Raw genomic sequence first — 19,900 nt, forward strand, 5'->3', positions numbered from 1 at the left:
CCCGGGGGCCCACGACGAAAGGTAGAGCCCGTGTCATTCGGACAGCGCAAGCTTGATCGTTCCAAGCCGGAGATCGACTTCCCCCAGGACCCGGTTCCCACCGAGCTGCGGATCGTGGACGAGATCCAGGGCACCGGCCGGGAGGCGAAGGTCGGGGACACGGTCTCGTGCCACTACGTGGGTGTCACGTACTCGGGCGGCGAGGAGTTCGACGCCTCCTGGAACCGCGGTGAGCCGCTGGGCTTCACGGTGGGCGTGGGACAGGTCATCCAGGGCTGGGACCAGGGTCTGCTGGGCATGAAGGTGGGTGGTCGGCGTCGGTTGGAGATCCCCTCCGAGCTGGCGTACGGCTCGCGCGGCGCCGGCGCCGTGATCGGCCCGGACGAGTCCCTGATCTTCGTGGTGGACCTGCTCGACGTCCGCTGAATGGAGCCCTCCGCGGGGCCTTCGGCGCGCCGTTCCACCACGGCGTCCGCCGAGCGGCTCCTCAACCTGCTGATCGCCCTGCTCGACCGCGAGTCCGGGTACACCCGTGAGCAGCTGCGCGGGATCGTGCCCGGTTACGACCGCGCCGGGAACCAGGACGCGTTCGAGCGCATGTTCGAGCGCGACAAGGCGCACCTGCGCTCACTCGGGTACCCGGTGGAGGAAATCCCGGACGACGACCCCTGGGCCTCGGACGCGCAGCTCACCCCGCGCTACCGCGTGCCCCGGGGCTCGTACCGGCTGCCCCGGGTGCGGTTCAGTGCAGAGGAGTCCGCGGTGCTCGCCGTCGCGGCGGACGCGTGGAACGACGCTGCCCAGGACCGGCTCGCACGCCGCGCCCTCGACAAGCTCGAACCGGCGCTCAGCGGCGAGGCCGCGCCGGGCCGGGACCTGCAGCCCACCGTGGCCGTGGCGGACCCCGCCTTCGAGCCGCTGCTCTCGGCAGTGCTTGCGCACCGCACAGTGCGCTTCGACTACGTGGACCGCACCGGGGCATTCTCCCAGCGCACGGTGCAGCCGTGGGGTGTGGGCTCCCGCTACGGAGCCTGGTACCTCGCGGGCTGGGACACGGACCGGCGTGCGCAGCGCACGTTCCGGCTCTCCCGCATCATCTCCGAGGTGGAGACCACGCGCGAGACGTTCGAGCCGCCCCGGGACTTTTCCATGGGCGGTCAGCTCGCGCGCATGGTCAGCCAGCCGCCGCAGCTGTGCGTGGTGGTCCATGTCCGCCAGGGCGCGGGCCAGCTGCTGCGCCGCATTGCCGCGCCGTCCGACTCGCCCGCGTGGCGGGCCCCCGAGGGCTACGACGCCGTGCAGCTCGCGGTGCACGACACCGAGTCCGCGGCGGAACACGTGTGCGCGGCGGGCCCGGACGCCCGGGTGCCCCGCGAACCCGTGCCCGGCATTCGGGGCGACGCCGCACAGGGCGGGAGCACCCCGACGGCCGAGGGCGGGCCGTCGGCCGAACCCGATTCGACGAGCGACGACGCCCCGACCGCCGAGGACATCGCGACCCAGAACGCGGTCGCCGACGCCGTGGCCCGCAGACTCCGTGACGCGCGGGCCTTCCAGGCGCGGATGCCCGGCGTGGACGTGCGTTGGGGCAAGCAGCGCCGTCACGGCGCGGCCAAGGCCAGCACCGAACAGCACCTCGCGCGGCTGCTACACATCGTGCGCCACGTCTACGCCCATCAGGGCGCGGAACTCGAGGAGACGGCCCGGCATTTCGGGATCACGGACGCGGAACTCGTCAACGACCTGCAGACCCTGTTCGTGTGCGGGCGCCCGGGGCACATGCCGGACCAGCTCATCGACGCGTCCTGGGACGACGGCCACATCTACCTGGGCAACGCGCAGGAACTGTCCGAACCCGTGCGGTTGACGGTCCCCGAGGCCAGCGCGCTGCTCATGGGGTTGCAGACCCTGCAGGCCGTTCCGGGCGGTGACAGCAGGGTCGTGCGCTCGGCCATGCAGAAGGTCGCGACCGCCGCGGACGCGCTGCCGCTCGCGGACGCGCTTGCGGCACCGGACGCCGACGCCGCCGCGGAGCCCCGTGACAGCGCCCTCGTCACCCGCCTGCGGGACGCGATCAAGAACGGCCGGCGCGTGCGGTTGCAGTACCTCGTGGCCTCCCGGGACGAGGTCACGGAGCGGCATGTGGACCCCGTGCGGATGATCTTCTCGGACGGGCAGCAGTACGTGCGGGGCTGGTGCCTGCAGGCCAACGCGCCGCGCACGTTCCGCACCGACCGGATCGTGGGCTGCGAGGACGCGGGTGAGGCCGAGGTGCACCCGCGCATGGAATCGGAGGTGCGTTCGAGCATCCAACCGGCCAAGCGTCGTCCGGTCCAGGCTGTGGTCGTCACCGATCGGCGCGGGCGGTGGATCGTGGAGCACTATCACGCCAAGCGCTTCGTGGAGGTCTCCGTGCCCTCGGCACCGGGGGAGACAGAGGAATCCGACGCCGCGCCCCGGGAGGCGAACTCCCAGCCGATTCCCGGGTCCCGCGCACGCGCGGCGCGGGGGCCGCGTCCACTGCCCGAGTACGTGGCCGCGGAGGTGGACTTCCCCACACTGGATGCACTGTCGTCCCTGGTCACACGGCATGCGGGACACGTGGGCGTGGTCTCACCGCCCGAGGTTGTGGCCGCCGTTGAACAGTGGTTGAACAGCAGCTGTCCCGAACCCACCCCCGGGCGTCCGTAGCCGTCGACTGCCTATACTGGGGCCATGCTGTGGTGGATGTGGGTCGTGCTGTGGACCGTTCTGGTCCTGGGCGCTGCCGCGTTCATCGGGTGGGTGCTCTACCGGGTCGTGCGCACGCAGGTGTTGCCCGCGCTGGACGAGATCGAGCGAAGCGGTACCGATTTCGCCACCCGCTGGAACGCCGCGGCCCAGGGACACTCCACGCCGTTGCGCACACCCGCCCCGCCAGCCATGTTCACCCCGGTGGACGAGACCCGCGCCGCCTACCGTAGCGGCCGGGACCAACGACAAACAGCTCGGCTCATCCGCAGGATGCAGCGCAGGGACACCCTGGGGCAGCCCCAGAGGTATTCGGACGTGCGCCGGGCTGAACAGAAAGGACTCCGCCATGGGCCGCTTGTTTGACAGCCCCCTGACCCTCGTTTTGATCCTCGTGGTCATCCTGCTCCTCTTCGGTGCCCCCAAGCTGCCCGGGATGGCTCGTAGCCTGGGCCAGTCCCTGCGCATCTTCAAGTCCGAGGTCAAGGAGATGAAGCGCGACGACGATCCGAACGTGACCGTCAACGGCCAGCCGGTCGCCGATGGCCAGCCCGTCGCGGGCACCACCGCCGCGCAGTCGAGCACCCAGCCCACGGTGCAGCCCTCGGTGCAACAGCCGGCCGCCGAGCAGCCCACCGTGATCACCCCGCAGCCGGGCCAGCCCGCGCCCACCGTGGACCAGCGCCCCACCGCCTGATCCCGGCATCGTCCGTCGGGACCCGCGCGGGGCCGAGCCGCACGGCTCGGCCCCGTCGCATGCGGGTGAACGGCCCGTCAGAGAGGACAGGGACCCATGTCCACCACGGATTCCGGGAAGGCCCCCGGTTCCACTCGGCAACAGCGCCGGGAACGCCGTAGGAGCACGTCGCGGCGGCACAACCCGCAGGCCCAGATGGCGCTCAAGGAGCACCTGCGGGAACTGCGTAACCGCCTCATCAAGTCCGCCGTGGCCACCGTGCTGGGCGCGGTGCTCGGCTTCATGGCGTACGAGCCGTTCATGCAGTACATCACCGAGCCGCTGCAGCGCCTGGCCGAGTCCGGGCGCACCGCGACCATCAACTACTCCTCGGTGGGCGGGTCCTTCAACATCATGGTGGAGGTCGCCGTGGTGCTCGGGCTGATCTTCGCGTCGCCGGTGTGGCTGTACCAGTTGTGGGCGTTCATCACGCCGGCGCTGCACAAGAACGAACGCCGCTACGCCATGGCCTTCCTCGCCGCGGCGATCCCCTTGTTCCTGGGTGGGTGCGCCCTGGCCGTGACCGCGCTGCCCGCGGCCGTCTACGCGCTCACCGCGTTCACACCCGAGGGCGGGGCGAACTTCGTGGAGGCCGGGACCTACCTGCGCTTCTTCCTCCAGCTCATCCTGACCTTCGGGATCTCGTGCGTGGTCCCCGTGCTGCTCGTGGGTCTCAACGTGCTGGGCCTGCTGTCCGGGCGCACCGTGCTCAAGGCGTGGCGGATTGTGGTGGTGGTCGTGCTCGTGATCGCCGCGATGGCCGCGCCGGGTCCGGATCCCGTGACCATGCTCTACCTGGCCATCCCGCTGCTGGTGCTGTTCTTCGTGGCCGTGGGGCTGTGTCTGTACCTGGACCGGCGTCGTGCCAAGAAGCAGGCCCGGCAGGCCGCCGCGACCGGTGCGAACGCGGACCGGGGAACCTCGGCGGAAGCGCTGCGCTCGATGGGCAGCACCGCCCACGAAGACTGATCCGCCCCGATTCCCGGGGTGTCAGAGGCACCGCGTAGGGTGGAAGCATGTCTTCCCCCGCCGAACGGTACATTGCCGCGAAGGCTCGCGCGGCCCACGTGAGCACGGAGCTGTCGGCCTTCGAGAACACCGTGGACTTCGAACTGGACCCGTTCCAGACGCAGGGGTGCCGCGCTCTCGAGGAGGGCCGGGGAGTGCTCGTGGCCGCCCCCACGGGCGCGGGAAAGACCGTGGTGGGGGAGTTCGCGATCCACCTCGCACTGACCCGGGGTAAGAAGGCCTTCTACACCACGCCCATCAAGGCGTTGAGCAATCAGAAGTTCCACGAGTTCTCGCGCCGCTGGGGCTCGGACCGTGTGGGTCTGCTCACGGGTGATACGTCCGTGAACTCGGAAGCGGACGTGGTCGTGATGACCACCGAGGTGCTGCGCAACATGCTCTACGCGGGCTCGTCCACCCTGGCGAACCTGGGGTTCGTGATCATGGACGAGGTGCACTACCTCGCGGACCGCTTCCGCGGTGCGGTGTGGGAAGAGGTCATCATCCACCTGCCCGAGCACGTCCAGCTCGCGTCCCTGTCCGCGACCGTCTCCAACGCCGAGGAATTCGGTGCGTGGCTCGATGACGTCCGCGGCAGCACGGACGTGGTGGTCTCCGAACACCGTCCGGTCCCGCTGTGGCAGCACGTCCAGGTGGGGCCGCAGCTGCTGGACCTGTTCGTGGACGACACCACGGTCGAGGAGGCCGCGCAGCGCCACTCGGACAAACACCGGGACGAACCCGAGGTCAACCCCGAGCTGCTTCGGTTGTTCCGCGCCCAGCATCCCCGCGGGGGTCGGTCGGGTGGGCGCGGACCCGGTCACCGCAATCGCCGTCGTCACGGCGGCCGCCACCAGGAGCCCCGCACCGGGCGGCAGGAGCGGATCTCCCGCCCCCAGCTGTTGCGCCGGCTCGACGCCGAGGCCCTGCTGCCCGCCATCACCTTCATCTTCTCCCGCGCCGGGTGCGACGCCGCCGTGGCACAGTGCGTGGCCGCGGACCTGTGGCTCACCACGCCGCAGGAGCAGCGCACCCTGCGCGCGTTCGCGGCGGAGGCCACCGCGCACATGTCCACCGCGGACCTCGCGGCGCTGAACTACGAGGACTGGTACCAGGGCCTCATCCGGGGGATCTCCGCCCACCACGCGGGCATGCTGCCCGTGTTCAAGGAAGTGGTCGAGCAGCTGTTCTCGGAGGGGCTCATCAAGGCCGTGTTCGCCACGGAGACCCTGGCGCTCGGGATCAACATGCCGGCCCGTTCCGTGGTGCTCGAACGCCTCGACAAGTTCAACGGTGAGGCTCGCGTGGACATCACCCCGGGGGAGTACACCCAGCTCACGGGGCGCGCGGGCCGGCGCGGGATCGACGTCGAGGGCCACGCCGTGGTGCTGTGGCGGGACGGGATGAACCCCCAGGCCGTCGCGGGACTCGCGTCCACGCGCACGTACCCGCTGAACTCGAGCTTCCGGCCCACATACAACATGTCCACCAACCTCATCGCGCGCTACGGGGCCAAACGCTCCCGGTCCATCCTGGAGACCTCGTTCGCGCAGTTCCAGGCGGACCGCTCGGTCGTGGGCCTGGCCAAACGGGTGCGCTCCCAGGAGAAGACCCTCGAGGGCTACCGGGACGCCATGACGTGCCACCTGGGCGACTTCACCGAGTACGCTGCGCTCCGCCGTGAGCTCACGGCCGAGGAGAAGTCCGCGAGCAAGTCCCGCTCGGCGCGTCAACGTAACGACGCCGCGGTGGCCCTGCAGGACCTGCTGCCCGGGGACGTGATCGAGATCCCTCAGGGCCGCAACGCCGGGTGGGCCGTGGTGCTGCGCGAGGACGCGCACCCCTTCGACCCGCGCCCCCACATTCTCACGGTGGACGGCAAACTGCGCCGGGTGGGTGTCAACGACCTGGACGGTTCCCTGGAACCCGAATCCCGGATCCGGATCCCCAAGCACTTCTCGGGGAAGTCCCCCCAGGAACGCAAGGACCTCGCCGCGACCGTGCGGGCCGCGTTGCGCGAGCACCGTCCCGCGCGCACCCGCTCGGGCGGTCACGCGATCCGCTTCGACCGGGGGACCTCCGCGCGCGATCACCGGATCGAGGACCTGCGCCGACGGTTGCGTTCGCACCCGTGTCATGGTTGTTCGGACCGCGAACAACACGCCCGCTGGGCGGAGCGCGCGTGGAAGCTCGAGAAGGACACCCAGGCACTACGTAAGCAGATCGCCGGGCGCACCGGGAGCATCGCCGCGACCTTCGACCGCGTGTGCGCGGTGCTCACGCACTTCGAGTATCTCAGCCCGGACGAATCCGGCCACCTGCAGCCCACCGCGGCGGGCGAACAGTTGCGCCGGCTCTACGGTGAGCGGGACCTGCTCCTCGCACTGTGCTTGCGGGACGGCTTCCTGGACGGACTGGACGCCCCCGGACTTGCCGGTGTCATGACCGCACTCGTCTACCGGCCCCGGCGCGAGGACCAGGGCGCGCGTCCCAAGATGCCCACGGCCCACATGGAGGAATCCGTCCAGATCCTGCTCCACAACTGGTCGGTGCTCTCCGCGCGCGAGGCCGAGCACCGATTGCCGCTCACGGCCGCCCCCGAGCTGGGGCTCGCGGACGCCATGTACCGCTGGGCCCGGGGCGCCACTCTGACCCGGACGCTCACCGGCACCGACCTGGCCGCGGGGGATTTCGTGCGCTGGGCCAAACAGACCGTGGACGTCCTGGACCAGTTGCGCGGCGTGGAAGGGCTCGATCCCGAGCTGCGCGAGACCGCGCACCGGGCCATCGAAGCCGTGCGCCGCGGCGTCGTCGAGTACAGCGTCTTCGACCAGTAAGACAATGCCGGGCGCGGGGGTTCCGCACGCCCGGTCGGAGGGAATCACGTGAAGTCAGAACAACAAGCCGTGCGGGTGTGGATCAACGGATCGGTGTACTCGCCCGCTGACCCGTTCGCCACCGCCATCCTCCTGGACGGCGCGACCGTGGCGTGGGTCGGTTCCGACGACGCCGCCCGGGCCATGGCCGGCGCGGACGTCACCCCGGGAGACCTGCGGGCCGCGGTGGTCACCCCCGCGTTCGTCGCCCACCACCGAGTGGTCGGGTCCGGGCAGCTTCCGCGCGTCGAGCACGGCTACGGAGCCGTGGAACTGGTGAGCTCGGACCCCGACGCGCTCGACGCCGCGACGCGGGAGGTCCGCGCGGACGGGCTGCATGCCCTGCCGATCCTGGTGCGCCGCGCGCGGGACACCGACGAGCTCGACCCCTCGGCACTGCCGTCGCCCGCCCTGGGGCTCGACGCCGCTGCGTTCGGTGATCCCGCTGCTCTGGCCGATGCCGCGCGGGAACACCTCGTGGTATGCACGCGAGTGGGGCTGCAAGCGGTGCTCGTTCTGCCCCCGTCCGGGGACGGCGCGTCGAAGAGTGGCTCGTTCGGGGACGACCCGTCCGGAAGCCGACTGTCCGGGAACGAGTTGTCCGGGAGCGACGCCTCCGGCAACGACCGCCCCGAGGACGATCCGGACAAGACCGCGGGGGAGGACGAGGCGTCGACGGAAGATGCGTCGTCGTCGTCAGGGGATCCCCGCGTTGACGCGTTGCTGGACGCCGCGGACGCCGCCGCGGAGGAACTCGGCGGCCGGGCGTTCCATGCGCGGGGGCACCGGATCGTGGGCGTCGAACAGTTGTCCGAAGCCCAGTGCGAACGCCTGGCCGATCTGGCGATCACCGTCTCGTGCGTGCCCGGACGGGCGCCGCTGCGGGACCTGTCCCGTGCCGGTGTGCCCGTGACGCTCATGACCGACGACCCCAATCCGTGGACCGCCGTCAAGGCGGCCCTCGAGGCACCCGACGAGCACCTGCGCACCTCCGCGCGCGCTGCGTTCCTGGCTCTGACCCGCGGGGTGTGGCGCGCTCACCGCGGGGGCACACCCCTCGCGGGGCAGCTCGCACCGGGCGCGGAGGCCACGCTCGCGGTGTGGGACGCCGAATCCGTCATGGTGCAACAGGCCCAGGGCACGGGTGCGTCGTGGAGCACGGACCCGCGGGCGCGCACGCCTGTCCTGCCCGCGCTCGACGATTCCCGCTTGCCGCGGTGCGAGGCCACCGTGGTGGCCGGGACGCTCGTGAGCGGCGCGGAACCGCGCCCATGACGTCGCGTTTTCATCTTGGTCCTGATCGCCCCTGACGTTAGACTGAGTTCTTACTGCCGGGTGGGTTCATCCGTCCTTAGAAAACAGCGCGCGTCCTCCGGGCCGCTCTGGTCCGAAGGCGGATGGGCCCGCCCAGTGGTCTGTCCGGGCTCGGGTGCCCGGCTGCCAGCGGCATGAAAGGACGCCCGGTGCGAGTTCTCACCATTATCCCCACGTACAACGAACGTGAATCGTTGCCCACGGTCATCAAGCGGCTGCGCGCCGCCGTGCCGGACGCCCACGTGCTGGTCGCCGACGACAACAGCCCGGACGGTACCGGTGACATGGCTGATGCCATGGCCGAGCATGACGGCAACATCCACGTCCTGCACCGACCCGCCAAGGAGGGCCTGGGGCCCGCGTACCTGGCCGGTTTCGCGTGGGGTCTCGAGCGCGACTACGACGTCCTCGTGGAGATGGACGCGGACTGCTCCCACCAGCCCGAGCAGTTGCCGTTGCTGCTCGACGCCGTGGAGCAGGGCGCGGACATGGCCATCGGTTCGCGCTACGTCCCGGGTGGGCGCACCGAGAACTGGCCGCTGCGGCGACAGCTGATCTCGCGCGGTGGCAACATCTACTCGCGTGTCCTGCTGGGCACGTCCATCCACGACATCACGGGTGGCTTCCGCGCCTACCGGGACACCACGCTACGGGCCCTGGACCTGGACTCGGTCCGCTCGCGCGGCTACTGCTTCCAGATCGACCTCGCGTGGCGCGCCGAGCGCCTGGGGCTGAAGATCGTGGAGGTGCCCATCACGTTCGTCGAACGCGAGGAGGGTGCGTCCAAGATGAGCAACGACGTCACCGTGGAGGCCGCCACGAGCGTGGCCAAGTGGGGCCTCACGGCCCGTGCGCGCACGCTCGCCGGGAAGCTGGGCCTGGGCCGCTGACCGGGCCGCTGCTCCGTGCCCGGCCGGCTCCCGGGTCGGTTCGAGCCACCGCACCGGCATCGGCTCGCGCGCACCTGCTGTTCGTCCAACGGAACGACCCCCGCCCATCGGGCGGGGGTCGTTCCGTCGGTGTGTCGGCGGTCGATCACCGACCGCCCGGGGGAATCAGAGGGCGTGCTGCTCCTTGTAGAACGCCAGCCGCTGCTCGAGGGTCTGCTCGAGTTCTTCCATGCTGCGCCGCTCCAGGAGCATGTCCCAGTGGGAGCGCTGGTGCTTCTCGTTGGGGTTCTCGGGCTTCTCACCGTTGACCAGGATGGCTTCCTGGCCGGTCTTGGTGGTCCACACCGGGGGGATCTCCGCCTCCGCCGCGAACATCACGGACACGGACTCGCCGTCCGCGGTGCGGTATTCCACGCGCTGACGCGGCGCGGGCTCCACCCCGGCCTCGGTTTCCATGGACTGGGAGCCCAGGCGCATCCCTCGTAGGCTGCGATCACTCACGCGACGATCCTTCCCGACGTACTTTTTCGTGGGCCGCGGGACGACGACGCTGCGGTGCGTTCACACCCGGCGTCCCGTCCTCGCGGGCCCACCCTTCATTTCCCAGCGTAACGGGGAGTCAGCGGGATTCATTCCCCGGATCGGTCTCGGGGGCCTCCGGGCGGGCGTGCCGGGGCAACGAGCCGGACTCGGCATCCGTCCCGGTGGTGCCGGCGGTCGTGGGTTCCGAGTCCGTGACCGGCAGGTTGACCTCGTCCACGTGGGGATCGGCGGCCTCCTGGGCGATCGGGGACGTGTAGGGCGAATCCGGCATCTCGAACTCGCTCGGGTCCGTCAAGGTGAGGTCCGGTTCCAGGTCCTTCTCGGTGACCTTGACGGTCTCGTGCTCCACGATGGGGGCGCTCTCCGGCAGGTCCGGTGCCACGGGGGCCTCGTCCTCGTACTCGTCGTCCTCGGGGCCGTCCGACGCACCGGGGTTGAGGTAGGAACCCACACCGCGCAGCGCGGTGCTCAGCTCGGCGGGGATCATCCACACCTTGTTGGCCGTGCCCTCGGCGACCTTGGGCAGGGTCTGGATGTACTGGTACGCCAACAGCTTCTGGGTGGGGCGGGCGCGGTGGATCGAGTCGAATACCTTGGCGATGGCCTGCGCTTCACCGTCCGCGCGCAGGATCGCGGCCTTCGCGTCACCCTCCGCGGAGAGCACGGCGGCCTGACGTTCACCCTCGGCGGTGAGGATCTGGGACTGCTTCTCGCCCTCGGCGGTGAGGATCGCGGCGCGGCGGTCACGCTCGGCGCGCATCTGCTTCTCCATGGAGTCCTGGATGGATGGCGGGGGAGTGATCTCCTTGATGTCCACGCGGGAGATCCGGATGCCCCAGCGCCCGGTCGTGGAATCCAGTACGCCGCGCAGCTCCGCGTTGATCTTGTCGCGGGAGGTCAAGGTCTCCTCGAGGTTCAACCCACCCACCACGTTACGCAGCGTGGCGCTCGTGAGCTCGTCCACGGCCTGGATGTAATTGGTGATCTCGTACGTGGCGGCGCGGGGATCAGTGACCTGGAAGTAGACCACGGTGTCGATGCCCACGACCAGGTTGTCCTCGGTGATCACGGACTGGGCGGGGAACGGCACGACCTGTTCGCGCAGGTCGATCAGGGGCAGCAACCGGTCGATGAAGGGGATGAGGAAGTGCAGCCCGGGATTAAGGGTGGACTGGTACTTGCCCAGTCGCTCCACGATGCCCGCGCGCGACTGCGGGACGATCCGCACCGCTTTGATAAGGGCGATGACCGCGGCGAGTACCACCACGGCCAACAGGACGATGATGACGATGGACATGGGGTCCTTTCGGTGGGGGTTCGGCGGTGCGCCGGGGCGGTCGTCCGGGGTCAGGGTCGGACGCCGCGCCCGGGGTTGGTCTGCGTGGGCACCGGGGCCACGTCCGCGACGACCGCGGTGGCCCCCTCGATGCGGTGGACGTAGGCGGTGCTACCCTCGGGCAGGGCGGCGGCCGTGGCGGTGCGGGCGGTCCAGATGTCCCCCTCCAGGCGCACCAGGCCGCTGTGCTGGCTCACGGGCTCCAGCGCCATGCACCGCAGCCCGATGAGGCGATCGGTGTTGGAGCGGGTCGTGGGCGTGGACCTGTTGAGACGTCGCAGGGCGATCGGGCGGATCAAGAAGATCAGCAGCACCGACACCAGCGCGAACATCACCACCTGCGCGGTGAAACTGTCCACGACCAGGCTCACGCCGGCGGTGACCAGGGCGGCGAGCGACATCATGAGAAAGAGGAAGTCCAGGGTGAGCATCTCGATGGCTGCGAGCACCAGCATCACGATCAGCCACAGGATCCAGGGATTGTTGACCAGTGCGTCCCACACGGTGCGGCTCCGTCCTCGTCCGGTGTCATCGGTTCTCGGATGCCCCGGTGCGAGCCCGGGGATCCATCTCACGTGGTCCAGCCCATTGTGCCCTACGACACCGACGTGATCCCGCAGGCCCCACGCCAGTGCCGCTGGTAATCACATGCCGCGGCGTTCCTGCGGCAATGGCGCGCCGGTTTCCCCGTGAGAGAAACGTGCGGGAAATCAGTGGCGCGTCACTATGTGGGTCGTAATATGGGTCACGAAGCCAGACCACACACCCATTGCGGGTGCGGCGGCCTACGGCGCACAAACCGTGCGCCGGCAGCAGAGACTTACTGAGGAGTTAATGCGATGACCACGTTCGACGTGAATGCAATTCTGTCCAGCACGGCCTACGGTTCCGACGGTGACAAGATCGGCAAGGTCGAGCAGGTTTTCCTGGACGACAACTCGGGCGAGCCGACGTTCCTGACCGTCAACACCGGTCTGTTCGGCGCCAAGGAGAACTTCGTTCCTGTGAAGGGCGCTCGTCAGGACGGCGACCGTGTGGTCCTGCCCTACACCAAGGACGTCATCAAGGACGCTCCGAAGGTCGACGCCGACCAGCACCTCTCCCCGGCCGAGGAAGAGGAGCTGTACCGCTACTACGAGCTGAACTACGACGACGGCCGTACCGCGGGCACCGATCGTGATCGCACCACCGCTGCCGCTGGTACCGCGGGTGTCGCCGGCACCGCCGCCGCCGACCGCGATGTCGTCGATCGCGATGTTGCCGATCGTGACCGCGACGCCGTGGACCAGGACCGCCGCGACGTCGCCGCGACCGCCGGTGACGAGGCCTCCGTGGTCCGCCACGAGGAGCGCCTCAACGTGGGCACGCAGGAGCGCGAGGCCGGCCACGCCCGCCTGCGCAAGTACGTCGTGACCGACCACGAGACCGTGGACGTCCCCGTCGAGCGCGAAGAGGTCACCGTCGAGCGCACGCCGATCAACGACACGAACGCTCGCGTGGACAACGGCACCATTGGTGAGGAAGAGGTGGACGTGACCCTGCACGAGGAGCGTCCCGTCGTCCAGAAGGAAGCCGTGGCCGTGGAAGAGGTCGGGCTGAACAAGCAGACCGTCCAGGAGACCCAGCGCGTCGAGGCCGACGTCCGCAAGGAACAGGTCGATGTCGAGACCGACGTCGATCGTGGTGACCTCGGCCGTGACGGCGAGGCTCCCCGCCGCTGATCCGCGGCGCGCGGCTGACGCCGTGTGAGCACTGACGGTTGTACCCCGGGCTCCGGCCCGGGGTACAACCATGTCCGGGTACAACCGCGCCGGGGCACGCCCGCGTCCGCGCACCGCGCTGTCGTGGAGGCGGCCGGCTCGGCCGGAGAGGCGCGGTCCGCACGGACGCGGCCCCGCAGCGGCGTCGTGCCCGTCTTCGTGGCGGCGGGGCCGGGGCGGTAGCATCGATGAGGTCGTCGGCGCGTCCAGCGCGCGAGTCCTGCACGACGGCCCGCCCCCGGTACGGGCGGGCGCACACAAGATCTGATGAGGAGAAACACCATGACGGATGCCCCTTCCCTGCGGTTGACGGTGGACGGCGAGTCACGCACCGTGGACCAGGGCACCACGGCCGCGGAGCTGTACAGCGAGCAGCGCGACGTCGTGGTGGCGCACGTCAACGGTGAGCTCAAGGACCTCGCGACCGAGCTGCGGGACGGGGACACCGTGGAGCGCGTGCTGATCGGTGACCCCGAGGGCCTCGAGGTGCTGCGCCACTCCACGGCCCACGTGATGGCCCAGGCCGTGCAGGAGCTGCGCCCGGACGCGAAACTGGGGATCGGGCCCTACATCACGGACGGGTTCTACTTCGACTTCGACGTCGAGGAGCCGTTCACCCCGGACGATCTGAAGAAGCTCGAGAAGTCGATGCTCAAGATCGTGAACAAGAACCAGATCTTCCGCCGGCGCAGCGTGAGCGAGGACGATGCCCGGGCGGAGATGGCGGACGAGCCGTACAAGCTCGAACTCATCGACCTGGCCGGCGGTCCCGGCTCCGGTGCCATGGACGAGTCCGCGGAGGGTGCCTCGGTGGAGGTGGCCGCCGGTGACCTCACGATCTACGACAACCTGGACCGTAAGAGCGGGGACGTGGTGTGGCGGGACCTGTGCCGCGGCCCGCACCTGCCGGACACCAAGCACATCGGCAACGGCTACGCGCTGATGCGTTCGGCCGCCGCGTACTGGCGCGGGAGCGAGAAGAACAAGCAGCTGCAGCGGATCTACGGCACGGCATGGCCCACCAAGGACGAACTGCGCGAGTACAAGGAACGATTGGCAGAGGCCGAGCGCCGCGACCACCGCAAGCTGGGTGTGGAGCTGGACCTGTTCTCCTTCCCGGACGAACTGGGCTCCGGGCTGCCGGTGTTCCACCCCAAGGGCGGGATCATCCGCAAGGAGATGGAGGACTACTCCCGCGAGCGCCATGCCCAGGCCGGGTACGAGTTCGTCTACACGCCCCACATCACCAAGGGTCATCTCTACGAGGTCTCGGGTCACCTGGACTGGTACCGGGACGGGATGTTCCCTCCCATGCACGTGGACGAGGAGCGCGATCCGGCCACGGGTGAGCTGACCAAACCGGGCCAGGACTACTACCTCAAGCCCATGAACTGCCCCATGCACAACCTGATCTACCGCTCCCGGGGCCGTTCCTACCGGGAACTGCCGCTGCGGTTGTTCGAGTTCGGTGCGGTCTACCGCTACGAGAAGTCCGGTGTGATCCACGGTCTGACGCGTGTGCGTGGGATGACGCAGGACGACGCCCACATCTACTGCACGCGTGAGCAGATGAAGGGCGAGCTCACGAGCACCCTGAACTTCGTGCTGTCCCTGCTCAAGGACTACGGTCTGGACGACTTCTACCTGGAACTGTCCACCAAGGACCCGGAGAAATTCGTGGGCTCGGACGAGATCTGGGAGGAGGCCACTCGCACCCTGCAGGAGGTCGCCCAGGACTCGGGGCTCCAGCTCGTACCGGATCCCGGGGGAGCGGCGTTCTACGGTCCCAAGATCTCGGTGCAGGCGCGGGACGCGATCGGGCGCACGTGGCAGATGTCCACGATCCAGCTCGACTTCAACCTCCCCGAGCGCTTCGACCTCGAGTACCAGGCGTCGGACGGCACCCGGCGCCGGCCCGTGATGATCCACCGGGCCCTGTTCGGGTCCGTGGAGCGGTTCATGGGCGTGCTCACCGAGCACTACGCGGGGGCGTTCCCGGTGTGGCTGTCGCCCACCCAGGTCCGGGCGATCCCCGTGGCGGACGCCTTCGACGACTACCTCGATGAGTTCGCTCAGGCCTTGCGCGAACGCGGCGTACGTGTGGAGGTGGACACGTCCTCGGACCGGTTCCCCAAGAAGATCCGCACGGCCTCCAAGGACAAGATCCCGTTCGTCGTGATCGCCGGGGGCGACGACGCCGAGGCCGGTACCGTCTCGTTCCGCTTCCGCGATGGCTCGCAGTACAACGGAGTGTCCCAGCAGGACGCGGTGGAACTGATCACGGGCCACATCGATCGGCGTCAGAACGCGGACCCCACGGCGCCCGCGCAGGACACCCCGAAGGCCCCGGAGGCCGGGAACGGCGCCGTCGCGGCCGACGCCGCGGCGGGTGACGCGGCGTCGGGACAGTCGTGAGCGCCCCGGACGCCGCGGCGTCGGACGGGGAGGGCGTGAGCCGGGACGAGTTCGAACTGCCCGGCGACCCGGACGGTTTCCAACGGCTGTGGACCCCGCACCGGTTGGCGTACGTGCGCGGGGAGGAGACGTCCGTGGAGCAGCCTCCGGGCTGCCCGTTCTGCACCGCGCCGGGCCGCTCGGACGAGGACGCGCTGATCGTCCACCGCGGGGAGCACTGCTTCGCGGTGCTCAACCTGTTCCCGTACAACCCGGGCCACGTGCTCGTGTGCCCGTACCGCCACGTGGCGGAGCTCACGGAGCTCACGGACGACGAACTGTGGGAGCTCAACACGCTGACCCGCACCGTGGTCCTCGTGATCCGGGACGTCGCCAGCCCCGCGGCGTTCAATGTGGGACTCAACCTGGGCCAGGCCGCCGGCGGTTCGCTCTCCGAGCACCTGCACCAACACGTGGTCCCGCGCTGGACGGGGGACGCGAACTTCATGCCCGTCGTCGCCCACACCAAACCCCTCATCCAGACCCTGGCGGCCACGCGCGAGGACATCGCCCGCGCGTGGCCCCGGGACTGACCCCCCGCGGGCCCCGGACCGCCCCCCCGGGCGAATCCGCCCGCTCACTAGGATGGAGACCATGTCCCGACCACTCGTACGTGTCCTCGGCCAGGGGGTGCGCTGGGCCTCGAGCCTGCGCGGCGGTGGCTCCGCCTTCCCCGGCCTGGTCATGGAGAAACTGCACCCCGGGTTCGTCGCGGAGGAGCTCGCCAAGCTGCCACTCGGCGTGGTGGTGATCAGCGGCACCAACGGCAAGACCACCACGACCAAGATGACCGTCCAGTTGTTGCGTTCACAAGGACTGCGCGTGTTCACCAATCGCACGGGCTCCAACTTCGTGCGCGGTGTCGCGGCGTCCCTGCTCGCGGAGATGGACGCGTTCGGTCGGCTCGTGGCGGACGTCGCGGTGCTCGAGCTGGACGAGGCCCACGCGGTGCACTTCGTGAAGCAGGTCCGGCCCCGGATCTCGCTGTTGCTCAATGTGATGCGGGACCAGCTCGACCGGTTCGGGGAGATCGACACCACGCGCCGGATGCTGAGCCAGGTCGCGCGCGCCACCACGGGCACGGTCGTGCTCAACCGCGAGGACCCTCGGATCGCGAGCCTCGCCCAGGACGTGACCGAGGGCACCGCCGTGAGCTGGTTCGGGCTCTCGGACGCACTGCGCCCCATGTTCCCGTCCGACGACGACATGCGTGACGGGCTACGACAGGTGGACCCCGGCGCCCAGGACTCGGACGTGCCGTCCGCGCGTCGGCCCGACGCCGACGTCGTGCTCGAGGCCGTGAACGCGCGCAGCGTGGAACTCGACGTGCGCGGGCGCAAGCACGACGCCACGGTGGACCTGTACGGCGTCTACAACCAGTACAACGCCGCGGCCGCCCTCGCCACGAGCCTGCAGGTGCTCGGCGACGCCGCGGACGTCCCCTCCCTCGTGGCCGAACTGGGGAAGGTCACCCCGGCGTTCGGTCGCGGGGAGACCATCACGGTCCAGGACAAGCCCCTGCAGTTGCTGCTCGTGAAGAACCCCGCGGGCTTCCGGCTCTCCCTGGCCTCGGCCTCCGCGCAGGACTACGCCACGATGATCGCGATCAACGACCAGTACGCGGACGGCCGGGACGTCTCGTGGCTGTGGGACGTGGACTTCGACGCGCTGCGCGACGGCGGCGTGGACATGGTCTCGGGCGTGCGCGCATGGGACATGGCGCTGCGCCTGGACTACGACCTCGTGCGCGTGGCCGCGGTGGAACCGGACCTCGAGGACGCGTTATGCCGGTTCATCGCGGACTCGGGGGAGCGCCCCATGAGAATCTTCTGCACGTACACGGCCATGCTCTCCCTGCGCAGGATCCTGGGCGACATGACGCACGTGGCGGCCATCTAGGAGGACACCGTGGCACACGACACCGCCGGGGCGCTGCGCATCGTGCAGCTCTACCCCCGGGACATGAACATCTACGGCGACTGGGGCAACACACTCACGCTCAAGCGCCGCGCCGAACGCCACGGCCTCGAGACCGAGATCGTGGACTACAACCCCGGCGACCCGTGGCCCGAGAACGCCGACCTCTTCGTGGGCGGCGGAGGACAGGACTCGGGACAGTTCCGCGTGGCCGACGACCTCGCCGTGGTGGCACCGCGACTGCACGAGGCCGTGGCCCGAGGCGTGCCCATGCTCGCGATCTGCGGGCTCTACCAGCTCTTCGGGCACAGTTTCCGCACGGGGGCCGGGGAGACACTGTCCGGGATCGGGATCTTCGACCTCGAGACGGTGGCCGGTCCGGAACGGCTGATCGGCAACATCGTGACCGAGTCCGCGGACCTGGGCACGATCGTCGGCTACGAGAACCACTCGGGGCTCACCCACCTGGGCGCCGGGCAACAACCTCTCGCGAGTGTCGTCTCGGGGGCCGGCAACAACGGGCAGGACGCCACGGAGGGTGCGCGCACCGCGAACGTGCTGGGCAGCTACCTGCATGGGTCGCTGCTGCCCAAGAACCCGCGTGTCGCGGACTTCCTGCTCGCGGCGGCACTCGAGCTGCGCGGCGAGACCCTGCCGGAGGGGGAACTCGACGACACGCTCGCCCAGCGCGCCCGCGACGTCGCAGCGTCGCGCCCGCGCTGACGGGCCCCGCCCCGCGCTCGTTATCATGGAGGTCGATCCGTGTCCGGTCCGCAGGGGCCGGACGCATTCTTTCGAGGAGGTCATTCATGTCAGGTCACTCCAAGTGGGCCACGACCAAGCACAAGAAGGCGGCGATTGACGCCAAGCGCGCCAAGGCGTTCGCCAAGTACATCAAGGGGATCGAGGTCGCGGCCCGCATGGGCGGCGCGGACACCTCGGGTAACCCCGCGCTCGAACTCGCGGTCTCCAAGGCCAAGAAGAACTCGGTGCCCAACGACAACATCGACCGCGCGATCAAGCGCGGCGCCGGGCTCACGGGCGAGACGATCGACTACACCGAGATCCTCTATGAGGCCCGCGGCCCGCAAGGCACCGCGCTGTACATCGAGTGCCTCACGGACAACAAGAACCGCGCGGCCTCCGAGGTGCGCGTGGCCGTGACCCGCCACGGCGGCACCATGGCGGACTCCGGTTCCGTGGCGTACCTGTTCGAGCGCAAGGGCGTGGTGGAGGTCGCCAAGACGGACGGTCTCACCGAGGACGACGTCCTGATGGCCGTGCTCGACGCCGGCGCCGAGGAAGTGCTCGACGAGTCCGATGACTTCGAGGTGGTCAGCGAGGCGACCGACCTGCCCGCGATCCGCACCGCCCTGGACGAGGCCGGTCTCGAGTACAACAACGACGACCCCCAGTTCCGTCCCACCATGAAGGTGGACCTGGACGCCGAGGGCGCCCGCAAGTTCCTCAAGCTCGCGGACGCGGTCGAGGAGCTCGACGACGTGCAGAACGTCTACTCGAACGCCAACATCCCGGCCGAGGTCATGGCCGTGCTCGAGGACGACGAGTAATTCCGTGAGTCCCGTGGTGGCCCGGCAGTCCCAACAGCGCGTGCTCGCGGTGGACCCCGGTCTCACCAGGTGCGGTTTCGCCGTGGTGGACATGTCCGCGCAGCGCACCGGGACGTTCGTGCACGTCCAGGTGAGCGGGACGCGCGCGCACGAGGCCCTCGAACACCGCGTGCTGTCGATCATGCGGGCCGCCGAGGAACTCATGGACCGCTTTCGCCCGGACGTCGTGGCCGTGGAACGCGTGTTCGCGCAGAACAACGCTCCCACGGTCGTGGGCACGGCCCAGGCCACGGGCGTCGTGATCGCCGCGGCCGCGGCGCGGGGCATCCCGGTCGCGTGGCACACCCCGTCCGAGGTCAAGGCCGCGGTCACCGGGGACGGCTCCGCGGACAAGGAATCGGTGAACCGCATGGTCGTGCGCATCCTGCGCCTGGACGCCCCGCCGCGGCCCGCGGACGCCGCCGACGCCCTGGCCCTGGCCGTGTGCCACGGGTGGCGCGGTGGGATGGCCGGTGTCAACGCGGCCGAGCGCACGTCCACCCACTCGGGTTCGCGCCCGATGCAGACCCGCCGGGGTGCCGCACTGACTCCGGCGCAGCAGGCGTGGCGACGCGCCGAGACCGCGTCGCGAGCCCCCGGTGCCACTGCGCCCCGCGCATCCGGTACGGCCGCGTCCCGCGCGCCGGGCGCAGCGACCGGTACCCGCGGGCGGCGCGGCCGGGTGTCCTGAGCCTCCCGCTGCGGGCCCGCCTCACGAGCGGGAGC

General features: G+C 69.9%; 18 protein-coding genes. 15 read left to right on the plus strand and 3 right to left on the minus strand.

The window, feature by feature from the left end:
• Nucleotides 1-30 precede the first annotated feature (30 nt).
• The 8 genes from RF646_RS03810 to RF646_RS03845 all read left to right on the plus strand — a co-directional run bounded on the left by RF646_RS03810 (nt 31) and on the right by RF646_RS03845 (nt 9,554).
• Nucleotides 31-426: an FKBP-type peptidyl-prolyl cis-trans isomerase gene (locus tag RF646_RS03810; protein WP_064846990.1), complete on the plus strand. Its 396-nt coding sequence runs from the start codon at nt 31-33 to the stop codon at nt 424-426.
• Nucleotides 427-2,691 (plus strand): WYL domain-containing protein, encoded by a 2,265-nt coding sequence (locus RF646_RS03815; RefSeq protein ID WP_368835246.1) that lies wholly within the window; start codon nt 427-429, stop codon nt 2,689-2,691.
• A 24-nt stretch (nt 2,692-2,715) separates the two neighbouring features.
• Nucleotides 2,716-3,096 carry a hypothetical protein gene (locus tag RF646_RS03820; RefSeq protein WP_035961557.1) on the plus strand — a complete coding sequence of 127 codons (381 nt, stop codon included), beginning with the start codon at nt 2,716-2,718 and terminating at the stop codon, nt 3,094-3,096.
• Entirely contained in the window at nt 3,080-3,427 is a 348-nt protein-coding gene (tatA, locus tag RF646_RS03825) for a Sec-independent protein translocase subunit TatA (protein ID WP_368835247.1), read from the plus strand. Before RF646_RS03820 ends, tatA begins: the two co-directional genes overlap by 17 nt.
• Nucleotides 3,428-3,622: 195 nt before the next feature.
• The gene (tatC, locus tag RF646_RS03830; protein ID WP_206398912.1) at nt 3,623-4,435 is read left to right on the plus strand and encodes a twin-arginine translocase subunit TatC; all 813 of its coding nucleotides are present in this window, start codon (nt 3,623-3,625) and stop codon (nt 4,433-4,435) included.
• A gap of 47 nt (nt 4,436-4,482) precedes the next feature.
• Nucleotides 4,483-7,311, plus strand: coding sequence for a DEAD/DEAH box helicase (locus RF646_RS03835; RefSeq protein ID WP_368835248.1), 2,829 nt, complete (start codon nt 4,483-4,485; stop codon nt 7,309-7,311).
• 48 nt (nt 7,312-7,359) lie between these two features.
• On the plus strand, nt 7,360-8,625 hold the full coding sequence (locus tag RF646_RS03840; protein WP_368835249.1) for a hypothetical protein: 1,266 nt from the start codon (nt 7,360-7,362) through the stop codon (nt 8,623-8,625).
• A 188-nt stretch (nt 8,626-8,813) separates the two neighbouring features.
• On the plus strand, nt 8,814-9,554 hold the full coding sequence (locus RF646_RS03845; RefSeq protein ID WP_368835250.1) for a polyprenol monophosphomannose synthase: 741 nt from the start codon (nt 8,814-8,816) through the stop codon (nt 9,552-9,554).
• Nucleotides 9,555-9,719: 165 nt separating this feature from the next.
• On the opposite strand, the gene RF646_RS03850 is transcribed toward RF646_RS03845, so the two are convergent.
• The 3 genes from RF646_RS03850 to RF646_RS03860 all read right to left on the minus strand — a co-directional run bounded on the left by RF646_RS03850 (nt 9,720) and on the right by RF646_RS03860 (nt 11,936).
• The gene (locus RF646_RS03850; RefSeq protein WP_035961581.1) at nt 9,720-10,055 is read right to left on the minus strand and encodes an RNA polymerase-binding protein RbpA; all 336 of its coding nucleotides are present in this window, start codon (nt 10,053-10,055) and stop codon (nt 9,720-9,722) included.
• Between the two features lie 118 nt (nt 10,056-10,173).
• Complete coding sequence (locus RF646_RS03855) at nt 10,174-11,394, minus strand: SPFH domain-containing protein (protein WP_286737723.1); 1,221 nt, start codon at nt 11,392-11,394, stop codon at nt 10,174-10,176.
• A 50-nt stretch (nt 11,395-11,444) separates the two neighbouring features.
• A complete protein-coding gene (locus tag RF646_RS03860) occupies nt 11,445-11,936 on the minus strand; it encodes an NfeD family protein (protein ID WP_368835251.1) in 492 nt (163 codons plus the stop codon).
• A 336-nt stretch (nt 11,937-12,272) separates the two neighbouring features.
• On the opposite strand from RF646_RS03860, the gene RF646_RS03865 reads away from it, so the two are divergent.
• The 7 genes from RF646_RS03865 (at nt 12,273) to ruvC (ending at nt 19,865) form a co-directional block, all read left to right on the plus strand.
• Entirely contained in the window at nt 12,273-13,154 is an 882-nt protein-coding gene (locus RF646_RS03865) for a DUF2382 domain-containing protein (protein WP_368835252.1), read from the plus strand.
• 321 nt (nt 13,155-13,475) lie between these two features.
• Nucleotides 13,476-15,608 (plus strand): threonine--tRNA ligase, encoded by a 2,133-nt coding sequence (gene thrS, locus RF646_RS03870; protein WP_368835253.1) that lies wholly within the window; start codon nt 13,476-13,478, stop codon nt 15,606-15,608.
• Nucleotides 15,605-16,180 carry an HIT domain-containing protein gene (locus RF646_RS03875; protein WP_144931830.1) on the plus strand — a complete coding sequence of 192 codons (576 nt, stop codon included), beginning with the start codon at nt 15,605-15,607 and terminating at the stop codon, nt 16,178-16,180. Before thrS ends, RF646_RS03875 begins: the two co-directional genes overlap by 4 nt.
• 52 nt (nt 16,181-16,232) lie before the next feature.
• Nucleotides 16,233-17,546: a MurT ligase domain-containing protein gene (locus tag RF646_RS03880; protein WP_368835254.1), complete on the plus strand. Its 1,314-nt coding sequence runs from the start codon at nt 16,233-16,235 to the stop codon at nt 17,544-17,546.
• Between the two features lie 9 nt (nt 17,547-17,555).
• Nucleotides 17,556-18,287, plus strand: coding sequence for a type 1 glutamine amidotransferase (locus RF646_RS03885; protein ID WP_085105998.1), 732 nt, complete (start codon nt 17,556-17,558; stop codon nt 18,285-18,287).
• Nucleotides 18,288-18,373: 86 nt separating this feature from the next.
• Nucleotides 18,374-19,135 carry a YebC/PmpR family DNA-binding transcriptional regulator gene (locus RF646_RS03890; protein ID WP_064846326.1) on the plus strand — a complete coding sequence of 254 codons (762 nt, stop codon included), beginning with the start codon at nt 18,374-18,376 and terminating at the stop codon, nt 19,133-19,135.
• A 4-nt stretch (nt 19,136-19,139) separates the two neighbouring features.
• Complete coding sequence (gene ruvC, locus RF646_RS03895; RefSeq protein ID WP_240918839.1) at nt 19,140-19,865, plus strand: crossover junction endodeoxyribonuclease RuvC; 726 nt, start codon at nt 19,140-19,142, stop codon at nt 19,863-19,865.
• Nucleotides 19,866-19,900: the final 35 nt, after the last annotated feature.

This window comes from Kocuria sp. CPCC 205261, assembly GCF_040981025.1.
GTDB classification, from domain to species: Bacteria; Actinomycetota; Actinomycetes; order Actinomycetales; family Micrococcaceae; genus Kocuria; species Kocuria marina.

Bases quoted from the DNA above. Each gene is read 5' to 3' on its own strand.
- RF646_RS03815 (WP_368835246.1), top strand. From the start codon at position 427: ATGGAGCCCTCCGCGGGGCCTTCGGCGCGCCGTTCCACCACGGCGTCC.
- RF646_RS03820 (WP_035961557.1), top strand. From the start codon at position 2,716: ATGCTGTGGTGGATGTGGGTCGTGCTGTGGACCGTTCTGGTCCTGGGC.
- tatA (WP_368835247.1), top strand. From the start codon at position 3,080: ATGGGCCGCTTGTTTGACAGCCCCCTGACCCTCGTTTTGATCCTCGTG.
- tatC (WP_206398912.1), top strand. From the start codon at position 3,623: ATGGCGCTCAAGGAGCACCTGCGGGAACTGCGTAACCGCCTCATCAAG.
- RF646_RS03835 (WP_368835248.1), top strand. From the start codon at position 4,483: ATGTCTTCCCCCGCCGAACGGTACATTGCCGCGAAGGCTCGCGCGGCC.
- RF646_RS03855 (WP_286737723.1), bottom strand. From the start codon at position 11,394: ATGTCCATCGTCATCATCGTCCTGTTGGCCGTGGTGGTACTCGCCGCG.
- RF646_RS03865 (WP_368835252.1), top strand. From the start codon at position 12,273: ATGACCACGTTCGACGTGAATGCAATTCTGTCCAGCACGGCCTACGGT.
- thrS (WP_368835253.1), top strand. From the start codon at position 13,476: ATGACGGATGCCCCTTCCCTGCGGTTGACGGTGGACGGCGAGTCACGC.
- RF646_RS03880 (WP_368835254.1), top strand. From the start codon at position 16,233: ATGGAGACCATGTCCCGACCACTCGTACGTGTCCTCGGCCAGGGGGTG.
- RF646_RS03890 (WP_064846326.1), top strand. From the start codon at position 18,374: ATGTCAGGTCACTCCAAGTGGGCCACGACCAAGCACAAGAAGGCGGCG.